30 protein-coding genes are annotated in these 23801 nt (G+C 67.9%); 25 read left to right on the top strand and 5 right to left on the bottom strand.

Annotated features, from left to right (window positions below; translation table 11 throughout):
- Positions 1-42: 42 nt before the first annotated feature.
- Entirely contained in the window at positions 43-552 is a 510-nt protein-coding gene (locus ACT2CW_RS25045; RefSeq protein WP_445518335.1) for a DUF4365 domain-containing protein, read from the top strand.
- Positions 549-1715, top strand: coding sequence for a hypothetical protein (locus ACT2CW_RS25040; RefSeq protein ID WP_445518334.1), 1167 nt, complete (start codon positions 549-551; stop codon positions 1713-1715). The genes ACT2CW_RS25045 and ACT2CW_RS25040 overlap by 4 nt, the downstream gene beginning before the upstream one ends.
- Before the next feature lie 27 nt (positions 1716-1742).
- Here ACT2CW_RS25040 and ACT2CW_RS25035 read toward each other — a convergent pair whose 3' ends face one another.
- From ACT2CW_RS25035 to drmD, 5 genes are all read right to left on the bottom strand, one after another.
- The gene (locus tag ACT2CW_RS25035) at positions 1743-2330 is read right to left on the bottom strand and encodes a Uma2 family endonuclease (RefSeq protein ID WP_445518333.1); all 588 of its coding nucleotides are present in this window, start codon (positions 2328-2330) and stop codon (positions 1743-1745) included.
- Between the two features lie 115 nt (positions 2331-2445).
- Positions 2446-3423, bottom strand: coding sequence for a helix-turn-helix domain-containing protein (locus ACT2CW_RS25030; RefSeq protein WP_445518332.1), 978 nt, complete (start codon positions 3421-3423; stop codon positions 2446-2448).
- A 280-nt stretch (positions 3424-3703) separates the two neighbouring features.
- The gene (locus ACT2CW_RS25025; protein WP_445518331.1) at positions 3704-3862 is read right to left on the bottom strand and encodes an ATP-binding protein; all 159 of its coding nucleotides are present in this window, start codon (positions 3860-3862) and stop codon (positions 3704-3706) included.
- A gap of 86 nt (positions 3863-3948) precedes the next feature.
- The gene (locus tag ACT2CW_RS25020; RefSeq protein ID WP_445518330.1) at positions 3949-8088 is read right to left on the bottom strand and encodes an Eco57I restriction-modification methylase domain-containing protein; all 4140 of its coding nucleotides are present in this window, start codon (positions 8086-8088) and stop codon (positions 3949-3951) included.
- Entirely contained in the window at positions 8088-11336 is a 3249-nt protein-coding gene (gene drmD / locus ACT2CW_RS25015) for a DISARM system SNF2-like helicase DrmD (RefSeq protein WP_445518329.1), read from the bottom strand. Before drmD ends, ACT2CW_RS25020 begins: the two co-directional genes overlap by 1 nt.
- 526 nt (positions 11337-11862) lie before the next feature.
- Here drmD and rpsJ point away from each other — a divergent pair.
- The 23 genes from rpsJ (at position 11863) to ACT2CW_RS24900 (ending at position 23713) form a co-directional block, all read left to right on the top strand.
- Positions 11863-12171, top strand: a complete 309-nt coding sequence (gene rpsJ, locus ACT2CW_RS25010) for a 30S ribosomal protein S10 (protein WP_003948644.1) — start codon at positions 11863-11865, stop codon at positions 12169-12171.
- 13 nt (positions 12172-12184) lie between these two features.
- Entirely contained in the window at positions 12185-12829 is a 645-nt protein-coding gene (rplC, locus tag ACT2CW_RS25005; RefSeq protein WP_020869262.1) for a 50S ribosomal protein L3, read from the top strand.
- 8 nt (positions 12830-12837) lie between these two features.
- Positions 12838-13491: a 50S ribosomal protein L4 gene (gene rplD / locus ACT2CW_RS25000; protein ID WP_445518328.1), complete on the top strand. Its 654-nt coding sequence runs from the start codon at positions 12838-12840 to the stop codon at positions 13489-13491.
- Positions 13491-13817 carry a 50S ribosomal protein L23 gene (gene rplW, locus ACT2CW_RS24995; protein WP_020869260.1) on the top strand — a complete coding sequence of 109 codons (327 nt, stop codon included), beginning with the start codon at positions 13491-13493 and terminating at the stop codon, positions 13815-13817. The genes rplD and rplW overlap by 1 nt, the downstream gene beginning before the upstream one ends.
- Before the next feature lie 47 nt (positions 13818-13864).
- Positions 13865-14701 carry a 50S ribosomal protein L2 gene (gene rplB, locus ACT2CW_RS24990; RefSeq protein WP_030835102.1) on the top strand — a complete coding sequence of 279 codons (837 nt, stop codon included), beginning with the start codon at positions 13865-13867 and terminating at the stop codon, positions 14699-14701.
- A gap of 12 nt (positions 14702-14713) precedes the next feature.
- Entirely contained in the window at positions 14714-14995 is a 282-nt protein-coding gene (gene rpsS / locus ACT2CW_RS24985) for a 30S ribosomal protein S19 (protein ID WP_020869258.1), read from the top strand.
- Positions 14996-15035: 40 nt separating this feature from the next.
- On the top strand, positions 15036-15383 hold the full coding sequence (gene rplV / locus ACT2CW_RS24980; protein ID WP_014054168.1) for a 50S ribosomal protein L22: 348 nt from the start codon (positions 15036-15038) through the stop codon (positions 15381-15383).
- On the top strand, positions 15383-16213 hold the full coding sequence (gene rpsC, locus ACT2CW_RS24975; RefSeq protein ID WP_037952894.1) for a 30S ribosomal protein S3: 831 nt from the start codon (positions 15383-15385) through the stop codon (positions 16211-16213). The genes rplV and rpsC overlap by 1 nt, the downstream gene beginning before the upstream one ends.
- A gap of 4 nt (positions 16214-16217) precedes the next feature.
- Entirely contained in the window at positions 16218-16637 is a 420-nt protein-coding gene (gene rplP / locus ACT2CW_RS24970) for a 50S ribosomal protein L16 (protein ID WP_009715875.1), read from the top strand.
- On the top strand, positions 16637-16861 hold the full coding sequence (gene rpmC, locus ACT2CW_RS24965) for a 50S ribosomal protein L29 (RefSeq protein WP_009715874.1): 225 nt from the start codon (positions 16637-16639) through the stop codon (positions 16859-16861). The genes rplP and rpmC overlap by 1 nt, the downstream gene beginning before the upstream one ends.
- A complete protein-coding gene (gene rpsQ, locus ACT2CW_RS24960) occupies positions 16861-17148 on the top strand; it encodes a 30S ribosomal protein S17 (RefSeq protein WP_014054172.1) in 288 nt (95 codons plus the stop codon). Before rpmC ends, rpsQ begins: the two co-directional genes overlap by 1 nt.
- A 100-nt stretch (positions 17149-17248) precedes the next feature.
- The gene (gene rplN / locus ACT2CW_RS24955) at positions 17249-17617 is read left to right on the top strand and encodes a 50S ribosomal protein L14 (RefSeq protein WP_003998823.1); all 369 of its coding nucleotides are present in this window, start codon (positions 17249-17251) and stop codon (positions 17615-17617) included.
- A 3-nt stretch (positions 17618-17620) separates the two neighbouring features.
- Positions 17621-17944, top strand: coding sequence for a 50S ribosomal protein L24 (rplX, locus tag ACT2CW_RS24950; RefSeq protein ID WP_014054173.1), 324 nt, complete (start codon positions 17621-17623; stop codon positions 17942-17944).
- Positions 17944-18504 (top strand): 50S ribosomal protein L5, encoded by a 561-nt coding sequence (rplE, locus tag ACT2CW_RS24945; RefSeq protein ID WP_020869255.1) that lies wholly within the window; start codon positions 17944-17946, stop codon positions 18502-18504. The genes rplX and rplE overlap by 1 nt, the downstream gene beginning before the upstream one ends.
- Positions 18505-18507: 3 nt before the next feature.
- Positions 18508-18693, top strand: a complete 186-nt coding sequence (locus tag ACT2CW_RS24940) for a type Z 30S ribosomal protein S14 (protein ID WP_003956452.1) — start codon at positions 18508-18510, stop codon at positions 18691-18693.
- A gap of 209 nt (positions 18694-18902) precedes the next feature.
- The gene (gene rpsH, locus ACT2CW_RS24935; RefSeq protein ID WP_037952895.1) at positions 18903-19301 is read left to right on the top strand and encodes a 30S ribosomal protein S8; all 399 of its coding nucleotides are present in this window, start codon (positions 18903-18905) and stop codon (positions 19299-19301) included.
- A 20-nt stretch (positions 19302-19321) separates the two neighbouring features.
- Complete coding sequence (gene rplF, locus ACT2CW_RS24930; RefSeq protein WP_037952896.1) at positions 19322-19861, top strand: 50S ribosomal protein L6; 540 nt, start codon at positions 19322-19324, stop codon at positions 19859-19861.
- Between the two features lie 3 nt (positions 19862-19864).
- Positions 19865-20248 (top strand): 50S ribosomal protein L18, encoded by a 384-nt coding sequence (gene rplR / locus ACT2CW_RS24925; RefSeq protein WP_020869251.1) that lies wholly within the window; start codon positions 19865-19867, stop codon positions 20246-20248.
- A gap of 43 nt (positions 20249-20291) precedes the next feature.
- Positions 20292-20897, top strand: coding sequence for a 30S ribosomal protein S5 (rpsE, locus tag ACT2CW_RS24920; RefSeq protein ID WP_020869250.1), 606 nt, complete (start codon positions 20292-20294; stop codon positions 20895-20897).
- A gap of 2 nt (positions 20898-20899) precedes the next feature.
- A complete protein-coding gene (gene rpmD, locus ACT2CW_RS24915) occupies positions 20900-21082 on the top strand; it encodes a 50S ribosomal protein L30 (RefSeq protein WP_044571656.1) in 183 nt (60 codons plus the stop codon).
- Position 21083: 1 nt separating this feature from the next.
- Positions 21084-21539 carry a 50S ribosomal protein L15 gene (gene rplO / locus ACT2CW_RS24910; RefSeq protein WP_051573167.1) on the top strand — a complete coding sequence of 152 codons (456 nt, stop codon included), beginning with the start codon at positions 21084-21086 and terminating at the stop codon, positions 21537-21539.
- Positions 21540-21743: 204 nt separating this feature from the next.
- On the top strand, positions 21744-23057 hold the full coding sequence (secY, locus tag ACT2CW_RS24905) for a preprotein translocase subunit SecY (RefSeq protein WP_138914403.1): 1314 nt from the start codon (positions 21744-21746) through the stop codon (positions 23055-23057).
- On the top strand, positions 23057-23713 hold the full coding sequence (locus ACT2CW_RS24900; RefSeq protein WP_445518327.1) for an adenylate kinase: 657 nt from the start codon (positions 23057-23059) through the stop codon (positions 23711-23713). The genes secY and ACT2CW_RS24900 overlap by 1 nt, the downstream gene beginning before the upstream one ends.
- Positions 23714-23801 lie beyond the last annotated feature (88 nt).

Genomic DNA, 23801 nt, shown 5'->3' with positions numbered 1-23801 from the left:
TTCCCGCACCAGCACCAGCCTGCGGGACTGGAGCCGTTACCCATGGGGGACAACGGCCACCGGGGAGATTACGGTGAACAGTTCGTGCGGGCGTTAGCCGCCGCCGCGAACCTTGACGCGGCCCGTCGGGAACGCGACCGCGTCGGCATCGACTGGAACCTCGGCTATCCGGGCCGCGCCGGAACCCGGGCGTTCCCGGCCATCGACGTCCAGGTGAAGTCCTGGTCCACCCCCAACGATGACCCGGATACACTGCGTTACCCCCTCAAGATCAAGAACTACAACTGGCTCGCAGGGCGCGAGTGGAACCTGCCACGTTTCCTGTTCCTGGTGATCACCCCGGTCGATCCCGCCTGCTGGGCCGACGCTACCCACGACCACCTGAAACTGCGTCATGCCGCTTACTGGGCATGCCTGCACCACCTCGACCCGCTGGACCGGCCGAATAAAAGTTCTTGCGTGGTGGAGGTTCCCCGCACGAACCTGCTGACCGTTGATGCGCTGCATGGCCTGTTCGCCGAGGACTTCCGGGAAATGCTGGTGGCGTCATGATCCCTATTACGGACGCGGAGTTCGAGCAGGCGGCCGGGCTGCCGCCAGGCGCCGTACGGCGCTATCTGCGTGGACGAGGCTGGACCCTGGCCCGTGACTCCGGGCGCGGCCAGCTGTGGGAGCTGTCCGCGGATGACGATGCCGGGCCGCCGTATGAGGTTCTGGTGCCCCTGGAGCGGAAGTTCCGGGACTATCCCGGACGCATCACCGACCTCCTGGAGACCTTGTCCATGGTGGAGGCCCGGCGCCCCGGTGAGGTGCTGCGCGAGATGGCGCTGCCGTCCGCGGACTGGCAGTACCTGCGACTTGTTCCGCCCGGGCCTGCCGGTACGGCCCCGCTGGTGGATCTGGTCCCCGCCTTCGCGGGCTTGAGAGAGCTGATGACAGCGGCGGCGGCGGCAACCGTCGCCCCCGAGCCGCAGCCCGTACAGCCCGCGCAGAAACCGCAGCGCGTCAAGGACTTCGTGGCGGGAGTCCGCGTCGACCAGACCAGGGTCGGGAGCTATGTGATCGCGGCACACACCCCGCTTCCGGCTCCTTCCGAGCAGGGGGAGCTGTACGACGAGGACGCTTCGCACCCTGAGCCGTTCGAGCGCATGGTGTCCCGTCAGCTGTACGCGGGCGTCTACTGCGCATACCGGGCAGCGGAAATCACGGTCGAGAACGACTCTCTGGCCGACTTCGGCCTCTATACCGCCGCCGGCCTGTCCGCGAACCTCTGTGAGGCACTGGTGAAAATCTCCGGGGAAGCCCGCAGCGCCTTTTCGATGCACTTCGCCTGGTCCCCGGACATCCCGGTTGAGCAGCCCACGCCACCCGTCAGCCTGGCCGGTCCCCTGCTGGAGGCGCTGGAGGAGGGAGCGAAGGACCTGAAGGCCCGGCTGGGCCGCCAGGATGTGGTGTTGCGCGGCACAGTGGTGCGACTGCGCCGGGAGTCCCGATACGGACCGGGCGAGGTCACCGTCTACGGCCACCTCGTGGAGGAGGGTGACGACCGTCTTCGCCGGGTCCGGATGACGCTCGACCCCCAGGACTACGACAAGGCGGCGGCGGCACACCGCGCGGGGGACGAGGTGATCGTGCGCGGTGACCTGATGGTGCGGGGTGCCACAGCGCGCATGGAGAGGATCGACGGGCTGACCGTCCGGCCGGTCGTCGACTGAATCGCGCGGCGCGAAGCCCGTGCCGCTCTACGCGTAGCGCGGCAGGTTCTCCGTCGAGATGGTCCACTCGCCGATCGTGATGTCCTCCCCATAGACGAAGTCCTTCCGGGTCGCGTACCGGGGGCCATGCGGCGTGGGGTGGATGTCGGACAGCACAGCACCCTCGCCCGTGCGGGGGTCGAAGATCACGTACACGGGGACACCAAGCTGTGGGTAATCCCGTGTCTTGCCCACCCAGTCATTGTCCGGATTGGACCGGGACACCACCTCGATGGCGGCGAGGAGTGTCTGTGGATCGAGAGCTCCTTCGACGTCCATGTCCGCCTCGGCGATCACGATCACATCGGGATGGCGCAGCACGCCCGTGTGCGGGTCCTCCACATCCGGTGTGCCGGTATGGGCCAGTAGATCATCCGGCATGACTTTCTCCAGCCGACGGCTGATACGCGCGGCCGTCAGCTCGTGCGGTCCCCCCGGCGCCATCATGTCGTGAACGATCCCTTCCCTTGTGATCTCCAGCTTTCCGGGAACGCTCTCCTGTATCTGCTCGACGATGTCTCGCATGGACTGATAGCGGAGCGCGTCACGGTCTGCGTGATCCGGGGCGATCGTCATGGCGCTCGCACCTCTCTCGGTCGGCGGCCGCATCGGGCGGTGGGAAGCCTCAGAGCCATGCTAGCGAGCCGGGTGGTTCAGGCCCTGGGTGTGAACGGCGCCGACCGGTGCCCTCTCAGGCAGCGGCCCGGGTGAGAGCCGCCTCGGACTCCCGGCAGTCGCGGCAGAGGCCGGGCTTCTGGGCGCGGAAGGCGCGGTCGCAGCCGTCGCAGTTCTGGAGGGGGACCACCGTCGGCCGTGGGGTGGTGGGCTGAGCCGCCGGGAGAGGCGGCGGCAGTAATTCCGTGAGGCGGTGGGCGAGCAGGGCCGCCGGGTGCCGCAGGTCGGGCGGGAGGTCCGCGCTCAGCGTGCGGCGTACGGCCTCGGGCGCGGCGCCACGCTCCAGCCAGGTGTCCACGGCGGGGGCGAGGCGGCGCACGTCCCGCTCGGACAGGAGTAACCGGTCGTCGTGGCGTCGCAGCGCCGCGAGGAGCGATGCCGCCGCAGTGCGGGTGGGGGTCCCGCCCGGCATGGGGACGGCTGGCACGGCGCGCGGGCGCGGCGGCGCGGGAGTCGGGTCCGGTACGGGCGGTAGGGGCGGCGGGGCCTGGGCGGGCGGTGTGGGCGGTGTCGGCGGTACGGGGCCGGGATCGGACCGGGGCGGTGGCGCCAGACCGGGATCGGCCCGGGGCGGCCGTACGGGCGGCCTGACCGCGTCGCGCAGCCGTGTCTCCCCGGCGCGGCGGGCGCGCGTGGTCTCGGGGTCGTTGTACGAGAACGTCCGGGTGATGATCCGCCCCTCGGGCGTACGCTTCCGGACCCGCTCGACGTACCCGTACCGCTCCAGCTCCCGCAGCGCGGCGGCGATCCGGTCCCGCCCTTCCGGGAACTTCCCCGCCAGCGTTCTGATGTCCACTTGCGCGCCGTCGGGCAACGACTGGATGTGCGCGCCGAGCCCGATCGCGGTCAGGGAGAGCTCGCGGTGCTGGGTGAGGTGGTTGCCGATGATCGTGTACCGGGTGGGCTGGGACTCACTCACATGGGTGAGTCCGCCGGAGGATCGGCGAACCAGGGAAAGCGCGCGCGGGGGCGCGCTAAGCTGCTGCTCAGCCACTGGGGAAGCCTCTTACTTCCTCGTTGGTCAGGCCCTCGAATGGGAAGCCACTCCCGGCCGGGGGCCGTCGCATGTCTGGGGTTGTCGAGCCCGAGCCTGCCCTGCCGGGCCGCCTGTGCGCCAGCCGGGGCGGGCGGGATCACCCGTGCGGGTGACCAGAGTGAGGTTTGGTGGGGTTGGGTGGGTTCTTTCCGGGGGTTCTTGGTTTTTGATCTCCCGCAGCCCCGGGATCTCGGCTACCGGGGCCAGGGATGCCGGACGCCGGTGCGGGCGGACGAGATCAGCGGCGGAGGGCGAGTTCGGCCCAGACCGTCTTGCAGATCAGTTCGGGTACGCCGCCCCAGCGGTCCGCCAACTCCTCGACGAGCAGAAGCCCGTGCCCGCTCTCGCCGGGGTCGTGGCCATCGTCTTTCGGGCGAATGGACGGCAGCCGCTCCACACAATCGATTCGCCCGGGATGCTTGGATTTCACTGATCTTCGTGCTCTGCGCCCTGGGTGATCGGGCGCAGAGCACGTGTGTGCTGTCAGGCAGGGGTGTCGGGCGGGCTGAACAACTCGTCCTGGACGCCGTCTTCTATCCGCTCGGGCTTTGCCTTGGGCTTGGGCTTTCGCTTCCGAGCAGCCTTCTTCTTCGCTCCTGGCGTGTGCAGCCCGGCCTCCAGCTCCTCCTGGTAGCGAACGTGGTTCAGCTCCAGAAGGCGGTCCAGGACCTCGGCCTGCATGACCGGGGCCATCGTGTACCGCACACCTCTTTTCGTTGCGTGGAACCCATATTGGAGATCCAGATCGGTCCATCCATACGCCGCCACGACGGCTTGGTCCAAATGTTCGTGTACTGCGCGTAGAGAATTGAGGGCTGCGCTCGACCTGTGGCTGTCGTGGAGCTGCTGGGACATCGGTGTCAATGCCAGCCCAAACTCGGTTCGCTGAGTCACCAATTCTTGACCCAGTCGTTTCAGCTCATCGTTGTAGTCAGGAACAGGTAGAGGGGCGCAGCAACTAGATGGGGTGTAAACCAGGTCGGCGGTGCGCGTGACGCCCTCGCGGACTGTCCACCAATATTGGACCTCACTGCTCCGAAAAGCCAACTCCGCGTAGCTATCGCTAGGGAAAACGACGAGCTTTTGGTCAAAAATGTACCGGTTGGGGACCAGGGCTGGCACTTGAGTGCTGCTTGTTTGACCGATAACGACTACTTTTTCGAGGTCGGTAATTTTCTCGTATAGCTTGGGGGCGCGTTCCGCGTACTGCCACCAGCGATCTCGTCTTGCTGGGCGCTTGTTCTGTGCGCGGAATGGCTTGACCTCGCGCTCTGCTATTGCGAACACGTCTGGGTACGCTCTGGCTTGTTCTTCCGGCCAGTCATGGAAGTTAATGACCCAGCGGCTTGCTGAACAGTCTGGTCGAGAGTTCAGGTCATCGCCGTTGAGGTAAGGGAACAGCACATCCTGGTTGCGAGGATCCTTGTCGATTAGTGCTCGGGCTTCATCTGGCTGAAGAATGAACCCCTTTCCTAGGACATAAGATCCGATGTAGGACTGCTCGGCATTCGCGGCCAGTTGGTGGGGCTTTCCCGTCATGCGTGAGCGCGGGTCAAGATGTGACGTGATCCCACGGACTTCCCTGCCGTCCAGCACTTGCTTTTCGTCTTTTCCTGTTCGAAGTGACAGCCAAAGGAGTGCAACCTCCAAAGATGCCGTTCCGGGCCATGGCTGAGACTTGACCGCCCGGTATACACGCCATCCAGCAGTCGTTGCTTGGTCGAGCCCGACTTCGCGGGTCTTCCCTTGAGCAATGGTGTTAGTTGCGATGATCCCCGTTCGTTGGCCAGGTGCCAGCGATAGGTTTCGCAATAGGAAGTATGCGCACAGGTCGGCGCTTCCTCGTGTTCTGCCGCCTAGCTGATTGACCAGATACTCGCGGTAGTCAGTGCCAAGATTCCCGCTGAGTTTCTGCCCACCGCTGAACGGCGGATTACCCACCACCGCATCAAACCCAGAATTGGCGCCCACCCCCATGATTTCCGGAAACTCCAGCGGCCAGTGCAGCGGTCGTATCGGCTCCGCGCGCGGCCCCCGCAGCCACCCGTCCACGATGGCCCGCGCATCGGCCTGCGCCACCTCTGCCCCCGTCCCACCTTCCTCGTCCAGCGCCCGCGCCACCAACCCGGCAACCTGCTCCAGCCGGTTCCGATATGCCCGCGCCTTCGCCGACTCCTTCGCGTCGCGGAACACCGCAGCGCCCCGCTTGCCGCCCACCTTCTCCTCACCCGACAACTCCGACGCCTCCTCGTCGGAGATGCCCTCGGCCGCCAGCGCCGCGCCCACCACCGCGTCCGCCGCTAACCGCAGCCGCTCCGCCAGGGACTCAGCCCGCCGGAGCTTCTTCGCCTTGCCCTCCACCGTCCGGATATCCCCGACCGGCGTCGCCTCGATCTCGCGCCGCAGCTCCGCCGCCTTCGACAGCAGTCCCCCCGTCACTTCCAACGCCCGTGACACCTCCGGGCTCAACTGCCGTGCGTCCGGCTCCAGGTGGAACGCCTTGATCTGCTCAATGTCGATCACACCGACCAGCGAGTCCCCGAACCGCAGCGCGTGGTCCAGGAATGAGAACGGCCGCCCCTTCGCCAGCGTCACCAGCCACAGCGACAGCTTTGCCAGCTCCACCGCGTTCGCGTCGCGGTCCACGCCGTACAGGCACCGGTCCGCGACCAGTCGCCGCGCCAGCCGCAGCAGCTCGTCGCGGTCGTTCTCGCCGACATCGCGCGCCACCTCCTCCGGGAGTCCATCGCGCACCCAGGCCTCGACCACACGGTCGGCGAGGTAGCGGCACGCGGACACCAGGAACGCCCCGCTGCCCATCGCCGGGTCGAGCACCCGGAGCCGAAGCAGTTCCTCCGCCTTCTTCGCTCGCCAGACCCCCTGCGCGGCGCCCTGCGCCGGACCCGGGGCGAAGCACAGCGGGGCGAGCGTGTGCTCGACGATCTCCTCGGCCAGGACCTTGGGCGTGTAGTGCGTGCCCGTGTTGCGACGGTCGCCGGAGCGGACCATGACCACGGACTTCGCCGGGAAGACCATGGGCTGGCCGCGCAGGTCGTCGCGTACGAGACGGGCGAACGGGGCGACGCGCGCCGCGAGCGCCTCGTCGTTGTCGCAGGCCGCGTCCAGGTCGGCGGTGACTGCGCCGGCGTCCGAGGCGTCCAGCGCTCGGCGGATCTGGAGCGGGGTGGCGCCGGTCGCTTCCTTCAGCTCATGCTCCAGGACGCTTCGGCCCTGCGCCGCCCAGTCCTCCAGGGAGCCCAGGCCCAGCACCGCCTCGTGTTTGCCGATCAGGCCCAGATACGGCTCATACGCCCGCTCGCAGCTGTACTCCAGCAACCCCTCGTAGACATGGCCGATCTGTTCGACGTCGAGGCCCTTATACGACAAGGTCTCGCGACCGCCGCCCGCGCCCTTGCGGCGCAGGGTGACCAGCGCGTCCAGGATCTCGTACACGACCCGGTCGGTGACCTTCGCCCCCGCCAGCCACGGGAAGCGGGACGGATCGAAGAGCGAGCCGCCGTAGGCCGGGATACGCAGCTCGTCGTGGACACAGCCACCGTGGATCGCGGAGAAGACGGCGAGCAGGCGGGGCCAGGCCGCCGCTCGGCGGTCGCTCCAGTCGGCGCTGTACTGGGAGAGCTCGGCGCGCAGCACTCCGTGCAGCGGGCCGACGGCGTACGAGTCGGCGTACAGGCGGTCCTCGGCGGGCAGCAGCCGCTGCTCCTCGGCGTACAGCAGGAAGACCAGCCGCATCATCACGGCGAGCGCGCTCTCGTACACCTGCTTGCCGTCCACCCCGGCAAGCAGGTGTCCGCGCGACTCCCGATCCAGGCGGGACAGTTCGGCGACGAGCAGGGCGACCGCCTCGCGGACCTGCCTGCCGAGCGTGTCGGTGACGTCGGCCTGCTGTTCGGCGGTACGGGCGAACAGCGCGGCGAGTGACGCCGTGTGCTGCCCCTGCGCGTCCCGTGCCGGGAGCGCGGCGCGGCGGACGTGCAGCAGGCTGGCGAACGACCTCAGCAGCAGGGGCTCTTCGAACCACAGGTCGGCGTCGAAGACGACGAGGCTCGTGGCTTCCTTGGGGCGGGCGTGGACCAGGGCCCACTCGCGGCCGTTGGTGAGCAGGGCGAGGGGGACGCCGCGCGCGCGGGCGAGGTCGGCCGCGCGGTCCATCAGCGACGGCCACTCGCCCTTGGCCCGGGTCAGGGACTCGCCCCAGCCGCTGCGGAAGAACAGGACGCGCGCCTCCGGGCCGTCCGGGGAGGCGGGGTCGGGGCGGCCCATCAGCACCGCGTCGGGTGTGTCGGCGCCGGCCCGCAGGGACTCGGGCAGGGCCGCGCCCTCGCGCAGGCCCGGGGTCCAGCCGAGCAGTTCGCCGAGTATCAGCCGTTCCCAGCCGTGGCCGAGCAGGGCCGGGTCCTCCTGGACCTCCTCCCACGCCTGGCGTATTCGGGGCCGGACCGTGTCGGACACGGTGTCCAGGCCCTGCGGGAATACGTCGGCGAGCACCGGAAGCGCGATGAAGGGCCCGTCCGGGCGCAGCAGTCTCAGCCAGTCCTCGTGCTGCTCGGCCGGGGTGGGGATGTGCCCCGCTACGGGGCGGCGGCGGGCGGCGGGCGGCATCAGCGACGGTCTCCACGGGCGAGGGCGGACGGGACGAGGAAGGTGACGGAGACGGGGAACCAGCGGGGGGTCGGATCCGCCCAGCGGCGGCGCAGCGCCTCCGTCTCGGACTCGACGAGGCGCGGGATCTCGGCCAGGCGCTCGCGCAGCGCGTCGTGGTCGGCGCGCAGCTGGTTCCGCTCGTCCTCGATGGTGAAGAGGGAGCCCTGCTCCCAGTGCTCGCGGTCGTCGAGGCGGTCGCGGATGGAGCGTTCCAGTTCGGCGAGGACCTTCCGTACGCCGTTCACCTCCTGCTCGCACCGGGTGGCGAGCAGCTTCTCCAAGGAGCGGAACTTGGCGTTCGCACGCGTGCGCAGGGCTCCCAGGAGGCGCGTCTCCAGCTGGGGCCACAGCCCGGCGAGCCGGTCCATGATCTCCTGGGCGGGCATGTCGTCGGTCGCCGCCGCCAGCCAGGCGTTCAGGTCCTCCTGGCGGGATTTCTCCAGCTTCGCGGCGCTGATCGCGCCGCCTGCCGTGATGATCTCCTCGTGGAGGCGGGCACCGCCCCGTCCGGAGATCACCACACGGCCGTGAGCGACCACGGCGGGCGAACGCAGCAGGTCGCCGGGGACCACGCGGGCGGTCACCCGGGACAGCCGGGCCTCCCGGGCGCCCGACCACAGTTCGGCGCGGAGCAGGCGCAGGCACATCTGGACCAGCCGGTGGCCCAGGTGCAGCAGGACCACGTCCGTACGGCCCCGGGCTTCGGCCTCGTCGAAGACGGCTGACCGCTCGACGCCGGTCAGCGGGTGGCGTAACCCCTCGTTGCGGGCGTGCGCCCAGGCGCCGGGCAGTTCGGGCAGCCGGAAGCAGCGAGCCGTCCCGCCTTCGCGCCGCGCCGGGTCCTGGACCTCGGTCAGGTCCTTGCGGTGGGCCAGCAGGAGCGCGGTCCGCACCACCCGTTCCACCGTCTCCGGGGTGAGGCGCAGGGTGTCGCGGCTGCACGCCAGCTCGGCGACCAGCTTCTCCAGCTCGCGGGCGAGGTCCCGGTCGACTTTGAGGACCTCCTTGCCCGACCGCTTGGTGATCTCCGCGTCGGCGGTGGTCCAGTCGGAGCGGCGGCCCAGCATCTTCTGCTGGACCTGGGCGGCGATGATCTCGCCCGCGCTGCCGAGGTCCTCGCGGATCTGCTCGGTCTTGCGGGCGGCGACGGCGAGGAAGTGCAGCTCGTCCTCAAGCGTCCCGTCGGCGTGCTGGGAGTCCGTGTCCGTGTCGGAGTCCACGAAGCCCTGCCAGCCCTCGGGGACGAAGTGGTACACGTCCACCGTGTCCGCTCGCTGGCCGTGGCGGTCGACGCGGCCGTTGCGCTGCTCCAGGCGGTTGGGGTTCCACGGAATCTCCCAGTGGAGCAGGCGGTGGCAGTGGGCCTGGAGGTTGATGCCTTCGCTGGCAGCGTCTGTGGCCAGGAGGATGCGGACGGGGGAGAGGGACGGGTCCTCCTGGAAGACCGTCTTGATGTGCTCGCGCTCGTCCGGCTTCTGGCCGCCGTACAGCTCGGCGATCCGGTCCCTCGGGTAGCGGGCGGCGATCAGGCGGTCGAGCAGCCAGCGCTGGGTGTCGCGGTACTCGGTGAAGACGATCACCCGGTCCGGCCCCCAGTCGCCCGCCGGGCCGTCCTTGCAGACGATGCCGTCGAGCCAGGCGCGTAACGCCGCGAACTTGGCGTCCGGCCGCCGTGTCGCCTCCCGGGCCCACGCGGAGAGTGCCTTGAGGCTCGTGTGTTCCTCGGAGGTGAGGGGGCGAGTGGCCTGTCGCGCGGCGGTCATCGCGCGTTCGGCGGCCTCGGCGTGCCCGTCGTCGCTCTCGGCCGTCTCTTCGACCCGGTCGATGAGGGGGCGGAGCACCTTCTCGCCGGGGGCCTGCGCTGTGGCGGTGCGCTTCGTCATCGTCTTCAGATGGACGTCGACGGTCTCCGCGAACGCTTTGGGAGAGGACAGGAACCGCTTCTTCAGGAGGGTCGTGACGAAGTCGGAGGCCGTCCGCTCGGCACTGGAGTCCTCGCCCTCGCGCCGGGACCTGGCGTACGCGCACAGCTTTCCGTACGCCTCGCGAGCCTCGTCGGCGTACCGCACCTCCAGCGCGTGGGGTAACCGCTTGGGGAAGCGCGGCTTGCCGTCCCAGGTGGGTGGCAGTTCGGACTTCAGGCGGCGCACCATGACCCGCTTCAGCTGCTCCTGCGACGGCTTCACGCCGCGCGCGAAGCGGTGGTCGTCCAGCAGTTCGAGCAGGGAGGTGAAGGAATTCAGGAACCCGTTGTGCGGAGTGGCGGAGAGGAAGAGACGGTGCTCGCAGTGCGGGGCGAGGGCACGGATGGCCTTCGTGCGCTGCGAGTCGACGGCGTACTTGCCGGTGCCGGAGGGCGCGCAGGTGTGCACTTCGTCGACGACCAGCAGGTCGAAGGCGCGGGGGTACTCAGGCACCGGGGGCAGGATCTCGCGCAGCATCCGCAGCGGGCGGTCCCGCTTGAGCCAGTCGACGGAGACGATCAGACGGGGGTAGTGGGTCCAGGGGTTCTCGTACAGCCCCCGTGAGCGCCGCAGCTCACGAAGCAGGGCGCTGTTCACGATGCGGAAGTCCAGGCCGAACTTGTCGCGCATCTCGTCACGCCACTGGAGGGTGAGCCCCGCGGGGCAGACGATCAGCATGGTGCGGGCGCGGTGGCGGAGCATGAGCTCCTGCATGACGAGGCCCGCTTCGACCGTCTTGCCAAGTCCCACATCATCCGCAATGAGAAGGTTTGTCCGGGGCATGGACAGAGCGCGGACCACCGGGTCGAGCTGGTAGTCCTGGATCTCGATCCCCGAACGGAACGGCGCCTGGAGGGCGGTCTTGTCGGCCGAGGCGATCGCGCCCCAGCGGACCGCGTCGAGGAAGGCGTCCAGGCGGCCCGGGGTGTCGAATCCGCCCGCTGGTGAGGGGAGTGCGTGCTGATCTTGAACTACGGCGCCGGGCTCCAACTCCCACATAACCCGCAGTTCTTCATCGCGGGCGTCCTCTTCCAGGGAAACGAGTGTCACCAGGTGGGGAGCGGTCGCCCCGGCGGCGCGGGTGGGGTCGTCGGCGGAGACGGAGGAGCGCATCACGTCGGTGACGATCCAGGGGCGATTGCGTACGGTGACGCGTTGGCCGGGGGCGGGTGCCCCGTTCGCCGCTCCGCCCGCGTCCGTCATGTGATCTGCCGCGTCGGTCCGTACGGTCGCGCTCGTCATCGACGTCTCCCCCCGTTACTCTGGGCAGCTGAAAAGTGCCGCACCGTTACCCCATCCGGGAAGCTTAGGGCCCGGAGAGGGTGACGCGTACCCTGTCGGGGCGATGAGGGAAACCTGGTGAGGGTAGATCGGACCGGTCGGGGTTCGGTGAGGCGCGGGTGGGGTACGCTCCAACGCCCGATTCGCAATGGCCAAGCCCTGTATGGCACACTAACCAGGTTGCTCGGTTGAGTGCCGATGCTGCGCGCCTCCCGCCGGGAGGACCGGAAGCGAGTCCCACAGTACTCGTCGCCCCTGATCAGGGGCGGAAGTACGGGAATCTTCCGGGAAGCGTCAGCGGGGCCCCAGCCAGGCGCCCGGTGGGTGACTTTCTCCCCCAGCAACCCCCTTCATCAGGGATCTCCGTGCGGAGATTTATGGGAAGGGCTGCGACACGCCCGACCGCGTGGGTCGGGAGTGAGGTGGAGGAGGGCACGAACGCCATCGGGTCCCAGAGCGTTACGAGAGACAGGACTACGAAGTAGCCATGGCGGGACAGAAGATCCGCATCCGGCTCAAGGCTTACGACCACGAGGTCATCGACTCCTCGGCGAAGAAGATCGTCGAGACGGTGACCCGGACTGGTGCGTCGGTCGCGGGCCCGGTGCCGCTGCCCACAGAGAAGAACGTGTACTGCGTCATCAAGTCGCCGCACAAGTACAAGGACTCGCGCGAGCACTTCGAGATGCGTACGCACAAGCGCCTCATCGACATCCTCGACCCCACGCCGAAGACGGTTGACTCGCTGATGCGTCTCGACCTGCCGGCGGGCGTCGACATCGAGATCAAGCTCTGAGGTGACGCGCGAGATGGCTAAGCAGATCAAGGGCGTCCTGGGCGAGAAGCTCGGCATGACGCAGGTGTGGGACGAGAACAACCGCGTCGTCCCGGTCACCGTCGTCAAGGCCGGTCCCTGCGTCGTGACCCAGGTCCGCACCGATGACGCGGACGGCTACAGCGCCGTCCAGATCGCCTTCGGCGAGATCGACCCGCGCAAGGTGAACAAGCCGCTCAAGGGCCACTTCGCCAAGGCGGATGTGACCCCGCGCCGCCACCTGGTGGAGCTGCGTACCGCCGACGCCGGTGAGTACACGCTCGGCCAGGAGGTCACGGCCGAGGTGTTCGAGTCCGGTGTCAAGGTCGACGTGACCGGCACCAGCAAGGGCAAGGGCACCGCCGGTGTCATGAAGCGCCACGGCTTCGGTGGCCTCGGCGCCGGCCACGGCACCCAGCGCAAGCACCGCTCGCCGGGCTCCATCGGTGGCTGCGCCACCCCGGGCCGCGTGTTCAAGGGCCTGCGCATGGCCGGCCGCATGGGCAATGAGCGGGTCACCACCCAGAACCTGACCGTCCACGCCGTTGACGCGGAGAAGGGCCTGCTCCTGATCAAGGGAGCGGTTCCTGGTCCGAACGGCGGCCTCGTCCTGGTCCGTACCGCGGCCAAGGGGGCCTGAGGTAACCGATGAGCACCATTGACATCCTTTCGCCGGCAGGCGACAAGGCCGGGTCCGTCGAACTCCCCGCGGAGATCTTCGACGCGCAGGTCAGCGTTCCGCTGATCCACCAGGTCGTCGTCGCCCAGCTGGCCGCTGCCCGCCAGGGCACGCACAAGACCAAGACCCGTGGTGAGGTCCGCGGCGGTGGCAAGAAGCCGTACCGCCAGAAGGGCACCGGCCGCGCGCGCCAGGGTTCGACCCGCGCGCCGCAGTTCGCCGGCGGTGGCGTCGTGCACGGCCCCGTGCCGCGCGACTACAGCCAGCGCACCCCGAAGAAGATGAAGGCCGCCGCGCTGCGCGGTGCCCTCTCCGACCGGGCGCGTCACGAGCGCATCCACGTCGTGACCGGCGTGGTCGACGGCGAGATCTCCACCAAGGCCGCGAAGGCCCTGCTGGGCAAGATCAGCGAGCGCAAGAACGTGCTCCTGGTCGCCGAGCGGAGCGACGAGACCGCGTGGCTGTCCGCCCGCAACCTGCCCCAGGTGCACATTCTGGAGCCGGGCCAGCTGAACACGTACGACGTGCTCGTCTCCGACGACGTGGTCTTCACCAAGGCCGCCTTCGAGTCCTTCGTGGCTGGTCCCAAGGCCGCTGAGAAGACCGAAGGGAGCGCCGCCTGATGAGTGAGGCGACCGCTGTCACCAGCAAGACCTTCACCGACCCCCGCGACGTTCTCGTCAAGCCGGTGGTCTCGGAGAAGAGCTACGCGCTGCTGGACGAGAACAAGTACACGTTCATCGTCGACCCGCGCGCGAACAAGACCCAGATCAAGCAGGCCGTCGAGGCGGTCTTCTCGGTCAAGGTCACCGGGGTCAACACGATCAACCGGCAGGGCAAGCGCAAGCGCACCCGCACCGGCTACGGCAAGCGCAAGGACACCAAGCGCGCCATCGTGACCCTCGCCGAGGGCGACCGCATCGACATCTTCGGCGGCCCGGTCTCCTGACGGAGATCGGAACGTCCAGAAGTCCGGAATCTTCCGAGGACTGAGAAATGGGTATCCGCAAGTACAAGCCGACGACCCCGGGCCGTCGTGGCTCCAGCGTCGCCGACTTCGTCGAGATCACGCGGTCCACGCCGGAGAAGTCGCTGGTCCGCCCGCTGCACAGCAAGGGTGGTCGTAACAACGCCGGCCGCATCACGGTCCGCCACCAGGGTGGCGGTCACAAGCGTGCGTACCGCGTGATCGACTTCCGCCGTCACGACAAGGACGGCGTCCCGGCGAAGGTCGCACACATCGAATACGACCCCAACCGCACCGCGCGCATCGCGCTGCTGCACTACGCCGACGGCGAGAAGCGCTACATCCTCGCCCCGCGTGGCCTGAAGCAGAACGACCGCATTGAGAACGGCCCCGGCGCCGACATCAAGCCCGGTAACAACCTCGCGCTGCGCAACATCCCGGTTGGTACCACGCTCCACGCCATCGAGCTGCGGCCCGGCGGCGGCGCGAAGTTCGCCCGCTCCGCGGGTGCCTCCGTGCAGCTGCTGGCGAAGGAGGGCTCCATGGCCCACCTGCGCATGCCGTCCGGTGAGATCCGCCTGGTCGACGTCCGCTGCCGCGCCACCGTCGGCGAGGTCGGCAACGCCGAGCAGTCGAACATCAACTGGGGCAAGGCCGGCCGCATGCGCTGGAAGGGCGTTCGCCCGACCGTTCGTGGTGTGGTCATGAACCCCGTCGACCACCCGCACGGTGGTGGTGAGGGCAAGACCTCCGGTGGTCGCCACCCGGTCTCGCCGTGGGGTCAGAAGGAGGGCCGTACGCGCTCGCCGAAGAAGGCCAGCAACAAGTACATCGTCCGCCGCCGCAAGACGAACAAGAAGCGCTAGGAGCGGGTTTAGATGCCGCGCAGTCTCAAGAAGGGGCCTTTCGTCGACGACCACCTGATCAAGAAGGTGGACACGCAGAACGAAGCAGGCACCAAGAACGTCATCAAGACCTGGTCCCGCCGCTCGATGATCGTCCCGGCCATGCTCGGCCACACGATCGCGGTGCACGACGGCCGCAAGCACGTCCCGGTGTTCGTCACCGAGTCGATGGTCGGCCACAAGCTCGGCGAGTTCGCGCCGACCCGCACCTTCCGCGGCCATGAGAAGGACGACCGCAAGTCGCGTCGTCGCTGATCAGCGGAAAAGACTCATGACAGACACCGAAGGGACAACCATGGAAGCCAGGGCCCAGGCGCGGTACATCCGCGTCACGCCCATGAAGGCCCGCCGCGTGGTGGACCTCATCCGTGGCATGAGCGCCACGGAGGCCCAGGCGGTCCTGCGTTTCGCCCCGCAGGCCGCGAGCGTGCCGGTCGGCAAGGTGCTGGACAGCGCCATCGCCAACGCCGCGCACAACTACGACCACACCGACGCCGACAGCCTCGTCATCTCCGAGGCGTACGTCGACGAGGGCCCGACCCTGAAGCGGTTCCGTCCGCGTGCCCAGGGCCGCGCCTACCGGATCCGCAAGCGGACCAGCCACATCACCGTGGTCGTCAGCAGCAAGGAAGGAACCCGGTAATGGGCCAGAAGGTAAACCCGCACGGGTTCCGGCTCGGCATCACCACCGACTTCAAGTCGCGCTGGTACGCCGACAAGCTGTACAAGGACTACGTCAAGGAAGACGTCGCCATCCGCCGGATGATGACGAAGGGTATGGAGCGCGCCGGTATCTCCAAGGTGGAGATCGAGCGCACCCGTGACCGCGTCCGCGTCGACATCCACACCGCCCGGCCGGGCATCGTCATCGGCCGCCGCGGCGCGGAGGCCGACCGTATCCGCGGCGAGCTGGAGAAGCTCACCGGCAAGCAGGTGCAGCTCAACATCCTCGAGGTGAAGAACCCCGAGGTGGACGCTCAGCTGGTGGCCCAGGCCGTCGCCGAGCAGCTCTCCTCCCGCGTCTCCTTCCGCCGGGCCATGCGCAAGTCGATGCAGAGCTCGATGAAGGCCGGCGCCAAGGGCATCAAGATCCAGTGTGGTGGCCGTCTCGGTGGCGCCGAGATGTCCCGCTCGGAGTTCTACCGCGAGGGCCGCGTGCCCCTGCACACGCTCCGCGCCAACGTCGACTACGGCTTCTTCGAGGCCAAGACCACCTTCGGCCGCATCGGCGTCAAGGTGTGGATCTACAAGGGCGACGTGAAGAACATCGCCGAGGTCCGCGCCGAGAACGCCGCCGCCCGCGCCGGCAACCGCCCGTCGCGCGGTGGCAGCGACCGCCCGCAGCGCCGTGGTGGCGAGCGCGGTGGCCGCGGCCGTAAGCCGCAGCAGTCGGCCGCGCCCGCCGAGGCCGGTAAGGCCGAGGCGCCCGCCGCGGCGGCGGCCGAGCCCAGCGCAGCCGGAAAGGAGAGCTGACCCCATGCTGATCCCTCGCAGGGTCAAGCACCGCAAGCAGCACCACCCCAAGCGGTCCGGCATGGCCAAGGGCGGTACGGAGCTGGCGTTCGGCGAGTACGGCATCCAGGCCGTCACCCCGGCGTACGTCACCAACCGTCAGATCGAGGCCGCTCGTATCGCGATGACCCGCCACATCAAGCGTGGCGGCAAGGTCTGGATCAACATCTACCCGGACCGTCCGCTGACGAAGAAGCCCGCCGAGACCCGCATGGGTTCCGGTAAGGGCTCGCCGGAGTGGTGGGTCGCGAACGTCAAGCCCGGTCGGGTGATGTTCGAGCTGTCCTACCCGAACGAGAAGACTGCGCGTGAGGCGCTCACCCGCGCTGCTCACAAGCTCCCGATGAAGTGCCGGATCGTTCGGCGCGAGGCAGGTGAGTCGTGATGGCGGCCGGTACCAAGGCGTCCGAGCTGCGTGAGCTGAACAACGAGGACCTCGTTGGCAAGCTGCGTGAGGCCAAGGAAGAGCTGTTCAACCTCCGCTTCCAGGCGGCGACCGGACAGCTCGAGAACCACGGCCGGCTGAAGGCCGTCCGGAAGGACATCGCCCGGATCTACACCCTGATGCGGGAGCGCGAGCTCGGCATCGAGACGGTGGAGAGCGCCTGATGAGCGAGACGAATGTGACTGAGAACGCAACGCAGAACCGCGGCTTCCGCAAGACCCGTGAGGGTCTGGTCGTCAGCGACAAGATGGACAAGACCGTCGTCGTCGCAGTCGAGGACCGCGTCAAGCACGCGCTGTACGGCAAGGTCATCCGCCGTACCAACAAGCTCAAGGCGCACGACGAGCAGAACGCCGCGGGTGTCGGCGACCGCGTCCTCCTGATGGAGACCCGGCCGCTGTCCGCGACCAAGCGCTGGCGCGTCGTCGAGATCCTCGAGAAGGCCAAGTAATTCCTGCGGGCAATAGTCCGCAGGACAGTTCCGCCAGGCTCGGCAGGGGCCGGAGATATCCAGCCCCTGCCGGGAACCGGCAGACGATCAGGAGATAGACGTGATCCAGCAGGAGTCGCGACTGCGTGTCGCCGACAACACGGGCGCGAAGGAGATCCTTTGCATCCGTGTTCTCGGTGGCTCCGGTCGCCGCTACGCGGGCATTGGTGACGTCATCGTCGCCACCGTCAAGGACGCGATCCCCGGTGGCAACGTGAAGAAGGGTGACGTCGTCAAGGCGGTCATCGTGCGCACCGTGAAGGAGCGCCGCCGCCCGGACGGTTCGTACATCCGCTTCGACGAGAACGCGGCCGTCATCCTCAAGAACGATGGCGACCCCCGCGGCACCCGTATCTTCGGCCCGGTGGGCCGTGAGCTGCGCGAGAAGAAGTTCATGAAGATCATCTCGCTCGCGCCGGAGGTGCTGTAACCGATGAAGATCAAGAAGGGCGACCTGGTCCAGGTCATCACCGGTAAGGACAAGGGCAAGCAGGGCAAGGTCATCGCGGCCTTCCCGCGCGAGGACCGGGTCCTGGTCGAGGGTGTCAACCGGGTCAAGAAGCACACCAAGGCCGGACAGACCGCTCGTGGCTCGAAGACCGGCGGCATCGTGACGACCGAGGCCCCGATCCACGTGAGCAATGTGCAGCTCGTGGTGGAGAAGGACGGCAACAAGGTCGTCACCCGCGTCGGATACCGCTTCGACGACGAGGGCAACAAGATCCGCGTTGCCAAGCGGACCGGTGAGGACATCTGATGACTGCCACCACCACTGCACCGCGCCTCAAGGCGCGCTACCGCGAAGAGATCCAGGGCAAGTTGCAGGAGCAGTTCTCCTACGAGAACGTCATGCAGATCCCGGGTCTGACCAAGGTCGTGGTCAACATGGGTGTGGGCGACGCCGCCCGCGACTCCAAGCTGATCGAGGGCGCCATCCGCGACCTCGCCACGATCACCGGCCAGAAGCCCGCCGTCACCAAGGCCCGTAAGTCCATCGCGCAGTTCAAGCTGCGTGAGGGCCAGCCGATCGGCGCCCACGTCACCCTCCGCGGTGACCGCATGTGGGAGTTCCTGGACCGTCTGGTGTCGCTCGCGCTGCCGCGTATCCGCGACTTCCGCGGTCTGTCGCCGAAGCAGTTCGACGGCCGGGGCAACTACACCTTCGGTCTCACGGAGCAGGTCATGTTCCACGAGATCGACCAGGACAAGATCGACCGCGTCCGGGGTATGGACATCACCGTGGTGACCACGGCGACCAACGACGAAGAGGGCCGCGCCCTACTGCGTCACCTCGGCTTCCCGTTCAAGGAGGCGTGAGCCGTGGCGAAGAAGGCTCTCATTGCCAAGGCCGCCCGCAAGCCCAAGTTCGGCGTGCGTGCCTACACGCGCTGCCAGCGCTGCGGACGTCCGCACTCCGTGTACCGCAAGTTCGGCCTGTGCCGCGTGTGCCTTCGTGAGATGGCTCACCGCGGCGAGCTGCCGGGCGTGACCAAGAGCTCCTGGTAATCGACCCTTACGGGTTGATACCGGGCTCTCGGTAAGCAAATGGATGGCGGGCCCCGCCCTTCCGCTCCCGTAGAGTAGAAGGGTTGGGCGCTCGCCGCCCAGAATCCTTACTACGCCGTAGGTCCCCGCGCCGCACCCGTGCCCGCCACTGAGCGGGTGAGAGGGATGGCGCATACAGGAAACCCCGGCGAGAGAGGCCGAAGGCCATCATGACCATGACCGATCCGATCGCAGACATGCTGACGCGTCTGCGAAACGCGAACTCGGCGTACCACGACTCCGTCGTGATGCCCCACAGCAAGATCAAGTCGCATATCGCGGAGATCCTCCAGCAGGAGGGCTACATCACCGGCTGGAAGGTCGAGGACGCCGAGGTCGGCAAGAGCCTCATCCTCGAGCTGAAGTTCGGCCCGAACCGCGAGCGCTCGATCGCCGGCATCAAGCGGATCTCGAAGCCGGGCCTGCGGGTCTACGCAAAGTCCACCAACCTGCCGAAGGTGCTCGGCGGCCTGGGCGTGGCGATCATCTCCACGTCGCACGGGCTCCTCACCGACAAGCAGGCCGGCAAGAAGGGCGTGGGTGGGGAAGTCCTCGCCTACGTCTGGTAACCAGGGAACGGAGGAAGCACATGTCGCGCATTGGCAAGCTGCCCATCCAGGTTCCCGCTGGTGTGGACGTCACCATCGATGGCCGCACGGTCGCCGTGAAGGGTCCCAAGGGCTCTCTCTCGCACACCGTCGCCGCGCCGATCGAGGTCGCCAAGGGTGAGGACAACGTCCTCGTTGTCACCCGCCCGAACGACGAGCGTCAGAACAAGGCCCTGCACGGCCTGTCGCGCACGCTGGTGGCGAACATGATCACCGGCGTGACCCAGGGCTACAGCAAGGCGCTCGAGATCAGCGGTGTCGGTTACCGCGTCCAGGCGAAGGGCTCCAACCTGGAGTTCTCCCTGGGCTACAGCCACCCGATCCTGGTCGAGGCCCCGGAGGGCATCTCCTTCAAGGTGGAGTCCCCGACCAAGCTGAGCGTCGAGGGCATCGACAAGCAGAAGGTCGGCGAGGTCGCCGCGAACATCCGCAAGCTGCGCAAGCCCGACCCGTACAAGGCCAAGGGCGTGAAGTACGCGGGCGAGGTCATCCGCCGCAAGGTCGGAAAGGCTGGTAAGTAAGCCATGGCATACGGTGTGAAGATTGCCAAGGGCAACGCTCGCAAGGCCGCTGCCGTCAAGCGGCGTCACATCCGCGTCCGCAAGCGGGTCTCCGGTACGCCGGTCCGCCCCCGCCTCGTGGTGACGCGGTCCAACCGTCACATGGTGGCGCAGGTCATCGACGACATCGCGGGCCACACCCTGGCCTCGGCGTCTACGCTGGACAGCTCCATCCGGGCGGCCGAGGGCGACAAGAGCGCCCAGGCGCAGCAGGTCGGCGCCCTGGTGGCCGAGCGGGCGAAGGCCGCGGGCATCGAGGCCGTCGTGTTCGACCGCGGTGGCAACAAGTACGCCGGGCGCATCGCCGCTCTGGCGGACGCCGCCCGCGAGGCCGGGCTGAAGTTCTGAGCCCCGGTTCCAACGCAAAGCGGAAACGAGAGAGGTAAATCCAATGGCTGGACCCCAGCGCCGCGGTGGCGGCGCCGGTGGCGGCGAGCGGCGGGACCGGAAGGACCGGCGGGACGGTGGCGCTGCCGCCGAGAAGACCGCTTACGTCGAGCGTGTTGTCGCGATCAACCGCGTCGCCAAGGTTGTGAAGGGTGGTCGTCGCTTCAGCTTCACCGCGCTGGTCGTGGTGGGCGATGGTGACGGCACCGTGGGTGTCGGTTACGGCAAGGCCAAGGAGGTGCCGGCCGCGATCGCCAAGGGCGTGGAGGAGGCCAAGAAGCACTTCTTCAAGGTCCCCCGGATCGCCGGCACCATTCCGCACCCGATCCAGGGTGAGGAGGCCGCGGGTGTCGTGCTGCTGAAGCCGGCGTCGCCCGGTACCGGTGTGATCGCCGGTGGCCCGGTGCGTGCCGTGCTGGAGTGCGCGGGCATCCACGACGTGCTGAGCAAGTCGCTCGGCTCGTCGAACCCGATCAACATCGTGCACGCCACGGTGGCCGCTCTGCGGGGCCTTCAGCGCCCCGAGGAGATCGCCGCCCGCCGTGGTCTGCCGCTGGAGGACGTCGCCCCCGCCGCTCTGCTGCGGGCGCGTGCCGGGGTGGGTGTGTGAGCATGGCCCGCCTCAAGATCACGCAGACGAAGTCGTACATCGGCAGCAAGCAGAACCACCGCGACACTCTGCGTTCGCTCGGGCTGAAGAGGCTCGGCGACGTGGTCGTCAAGGAGGACCGCCCCGAGTTCCGCGGCATGGCGCAGACCGTGCGGCACCTCGTGACGGTCGAGGAGGTCGACTGACATGGCGGAGAACAACCCGCTGAAGGTCCACAACCTCCGGCCCGCCCCGGGCGCCAAGACCGCCAAGACCCGTGTCGGTCGTGGTGAGGCGTCCAAGGGTAAGACCGCTGGTCGTGGCACCAAGGGCACCAAGGCCCGCTACCAGGTTCCGGAGCGCTTCGAGGGTGGGCAGATGCCCCTCCACATGCGGCTCCCGAAGCTCAAGGGCTTCAAGAACCCCTTCCGCACCGAGTACCAGGTCGTGAACCTGGACAAGCTGGCCGCGCTCTACCCCGAGGGTGGCGAGGTCACGGTGGCCGACCTGGTCGCCAAGGGTGCGGTTCGCAAGAACCAGCTCGTCAAGGTGCTGGGCTCCGGTGAGGTCTCCGTGGCGCTCCAGGTGACGGTCGACGCCGTCTCCGGCTCCGCCAAGGAGAAGATCACCGCCGCCGGTGGCACCGTCACCGAGCTCGTCTGAGCACGGTGGGTTTCTGACCGGGGGTGCCCCAGATACGGGGCATCCCCGGTTGGTCGTTCCAAGCGGGGCCGGGTCGCCGGTAAGGTGGCTGGCGTTGTTACCTTCCGCGCGGTACGTCTCCGCGCGGGTCCTGGCTGATAAGTATCCGTCGATCCTCAAGACCGTCACCTCTCGCGAAGCGACGCGGGGGGCGCAGGAGGCACCGTGCTCACCGCGTTCGCCCGGGCGTTCAAGACGCCCGACCTGCGCAAGAAGCTGCTGTTCACGCTGGGCATCATCGTGCTCTTCCGGCTCGGGCAACATGTCCCGATCCCGGGCATCGACTACAAGAACGTCCAGACGTGCATGGACCTCGCCAAGGGCCAGCAGGGGCTGTTCGGCCTGGTCAACATGTTCAGTGGTGGCGCACTGCTCCAGATCACCATCTTCGCGCTAGGGATCATGCCGTACATCACGGCGAGCATCATCCTTCAGCTGCTGACCGTGGTGATCCCGCGCCTTGAGGCCCTCAAGAAGGAGGGCCAGGCCGGTCAAGGGAAGATCACGCAGTACACCCGCTATCTGACCATCGCGCTGGCGATCCTCCAGGGCACCGGCCTGGTGGCCACCGCCCGCAGCGGCTCGCTCTTCCAGAGCTGCCCGGTCGGCGGTCAGATCGTCAGGGACGACTCGATCTTCACCACCGCCGTGATGGTCATCACCATGACCGCGGGCACCGCGCTGATCATGTGGCTCGGTGAGCTGGTCACCGACCGCGGCATCGGCAACGGCATGTCGATCCTGATGTTCGTCTCCATCGCCGCCGGTTTCCCGAGCGCGATGTGGAGCATCAAGCAGCAGGGCAAGATCATGGACGGCTGGCTGGAGTTCGGCCTGGTGATCCTCTGTGGTCTGGCCATGGTCGGCCTGGTGGTCTTCGTCGAACAGGCCCAGCGCCGGATCCCCGTGCAATACGCCAAACGCATGATCGGCCGTCGCAGTTACGGCGGTACGTCCACCTACATCCCGATGAAGGTGAACCAGGCGGGTGTGATCCCCGTGATCTTCGCCTCATCGCTGCTGTACATCCCGGCGCTGATCGTCCAGTTCTCCAATTCGAAGGCCGGCTGGGCGACCTGGATCTCGCAGAACTTCGTCAAGGGCGACCACCCGATCTACATCGCCACGTACTTCCTGCTGATCGTCTTCTTCGCATTCTTCTATGTCGCCATCAGCTTCAACCCCGAAGAAGTTGCCGACAACATGAAGAAGTATGGTGGGTTCATCCCGGGTATCCGGGCTGGTCGTCCCACCGCGGAGTACCTGAGCTACGTGCTGAACCGCATCACGTGGCCCGGTGCGCTCTATCTGGGCTTGATCGCCCTGGTGCCCACGGTGGCGCTGGTGACGCTCAACGCCAATCAGAACTTCCCGTTCGGCGGCACGAGCATCCTGATCATCGTGGGTGTCGGCCTGGAGACTGTGAAGCAGATCGAGAGCCAGCTTCAGCAGCGACACTACGAAGGGTTCCTCCGCTGATGCGAATCGTCCTCGTCGGGCCTCCGGGAGCCGGCAAGGGTACGCAGGCCGCGTACCTCGCCGAGAAGCTGTCGATCCCGCATATCTCCACCGGCGACCTGTTCCGCGCGAACATCAGCCAGGGCACCCCGCTCGGCAAGCAGGCACAGGAGTACATGCGGGCCGGACAACTGGTACCGGACGAGGTCACCATCGGCATGGCGGAGGACCGGCTGGACCAGGAGGACGCGCAGCCGGGCTTCCTGCTGGACGGATTCCCGAGGAACCAGATCCAGGCCGAGGCCCTGGACACCTACCTGGGGCGGCGCGGTGTCTCGCTGGACGCGGTGCTGGACCTGGAGGTCCCCGAGTCCGAGGTGATCAAGCGCATCGCCGGCCGTCGTACCTGCCGCAACGACAGCTCGCACACCTTTCATGTGGAGTACAAGCCGCCGAAGGCCCCGGGCGTGTGCGACGCCTGCGGCGGCGAGCTGTACCAGCGCGAGGACGACAGCGAGGAGACGGTCCGCAAGCGCCTCGAGGTCTACCACCGGGAGACCGAGCCGATCATCGACTACTACAAGGCCAAGGGCCTGGTCGTGACGATCTCGGCGCTGGGCAAGGTGTCCGAGGTCACCCAGCGGGCGATGGACGCCCTGGCCGCCAAGGCGGCCTAGCGAACACAAGCTGTCACCGGCCGCGATGCCCCGCCGGGGGCGTCGCGGCCGTACTGTTGACCAGATACGTCACGGCACGGACCGGCAC

It is taken from the genome of Streptomyces sp. NEAU-174 (genome assembly GCF_052665095.1).
The sequence above is the reverse complement of the archived record's forward strand: the minus strand, read 5'-3'. Positions and strand labels throughout refer to the sequence as shown.

Bases quoted from the DNA above. Each gene is read 5' to 3' on its own strand.
- ACT2CW_RS25045 (WP_445518335.1), top strand. From the start codon at position 43: ATGGGGGACAACGGCCACCGGGGAGATTACGGTGAACAGTTCGTGCGG.
- ACT2CW_RS25040 (WP_445518334.1), top strand. From the start codon at position 549: ATGATCCCTATTACGGACGCGGAGTTCGAGCAGGCGGCCGGGCTGCCG.
- ACT2CW_RS25035 (WP_445518333.1), bottom strand. From the start codon at position 2,330: ATGACGATCGCCCCGGATCACGCAGACCGTGACGCGCTCCGCTATCAG.
- ACT2CW_RS25020 (WP_445518330.1), bottom strand. From the start codon at position 8,088: ATGCCGCCCGCCGCCCGCCGCCGCCCCGTAGCGGGGCACATCCCCACC.
- drmD (WP_445518329.1), bottom strand. From the start codon at position 11,336: ATGACGAGCGCGACCGTACGGACCGACGCGGCAGATCACATGACGGAC.
- rpsJ (WP_003948644.1), top strand. From the start codon at position 11,863: ATGGCGGGACAGAAGATCCGCATCCGGCTCAAGGCTTACGACCACGAG.
- rplC (WP_020869262.1), top strand. From the start codon at position 12,185: ATGGCTAAGCAGATCAAGGGCGTCCTGGGCGAGAAGCTCGGCATGACG.
- rplD (WP_445518328.1), top strand. From the start codon at position 12,838: ATGAGCACCATTGACATCCTTTCGCCGGCAGGCGACAAGGCCGGGTCC.
- rplW (WP_020869260.1), top strand. From the start codon at position 13,491: ATGAGTGAGGCGACCGCTGTCACCAGCAAGACCTTCACCGACCCCCGC.
- rplB (WP_030835102.1), top strand. From the start codon at position 13,865: ATGGGTATCCGCAAGTACAAGCCGACGACCCCGGGCCGTCGTGGCTCC.
- rpsS (WP_020869258.1), top strand. From the start codon at position 14,714: ATGCCGCGCAGTCTCAAGAAGGGGCCTTTCGTCGACGACCACCTGATC.
- rplV (WP_014054168.1), top strand. From the start codon at position 15,036: ATGGAAGCCAGGGCCCAGGCGCGGTACATCCGCGTCACGCCCATGAAG.
- rpsC (WP_037952894.1), top strand. From the start codon at position 15,383: ATGGGCCAGAAGGTAAACCCGCACGGGTTCCGGCTCGGCATCACCACC.
- rplP (WP_009715875.1), top strand. From the start codon at position 16,218: ATGCTGATCCCTCGCAGGGTCAAGCACCGCAAGCAGCACCACCCCAAG.
- rpmC (WP_009715874.1), top strand. From the start codon at position 16,637: ATGGCGGCCGGTACCAAGGCGTCCGAGCTGCGTGAGCTGAACAACGAG.
- rpsQ (WP_014054172.1), top strand. From the start codon at position 16,861: ATGAGCGAGACGAATGTGACTGAGAACGCAACGCAGAACCGCGGCTTC.
- rplX (WP_014054173.1), top strand. From the start codon at position 17,621: ATGAAGATCAAGAAGGGCGACCTGGTCCAGGTCATCACCGGTAAGGAC.
- rplE (WP_020869255.1), top strand. From the start codon at position 17,944: ATGACTGCCACCACCACTGCACCGCGCCTCAAGGCGCGCTACCGCGAA.
- rpsH (WP_037952895.1), top strand. From the start codon at position 18,903: ATGACCATGACCGATCCGATCGCAGACATGCTGACGCGTCTGCGAAAC.
- rplF (WP_037952896.1), top strand. From the start codon at position 19,322: ATGTCGCGCATTGGCAAGCTGCCCATCCAGGTTCCCGCTGGTGTGGAC.
- rplR (WP_020869251.1), top strand. From the start codon at position 19,865: ATGGCATACGGTGTGAAGATTGCCAAGGGCAACGCTCGCAAGGCCGCT.
- rpsE (WP_020869250.1), top strand. From the start codon at position 20,292: ATGGCTGGACCCCAGCGCCGCGGTGGCGGCGCCGGTGGCGGCGAGCGG.
- rpmD (WP_044571656.1), top strand. From the start codon at position 20,900: ATGGCCCGCCTCAAGATCACGCAGACGAAGTCGTACATCGGCAGCAAG.
- rplO (WP_051573167.1), top strand. From the start codon at position 21,084: ATGGCGGAGAACAACCCGCTGAAGGTCCACAACCTCCGGCCCGCCCCG.
- ACT2CW_RS24900 (WP_445518327.1), top strand. From the start codon at position 23,057: ATGCGAATCGTCCTCGTCGGGCCTCCGGGAGCCGGCAAGGGTACGCAG.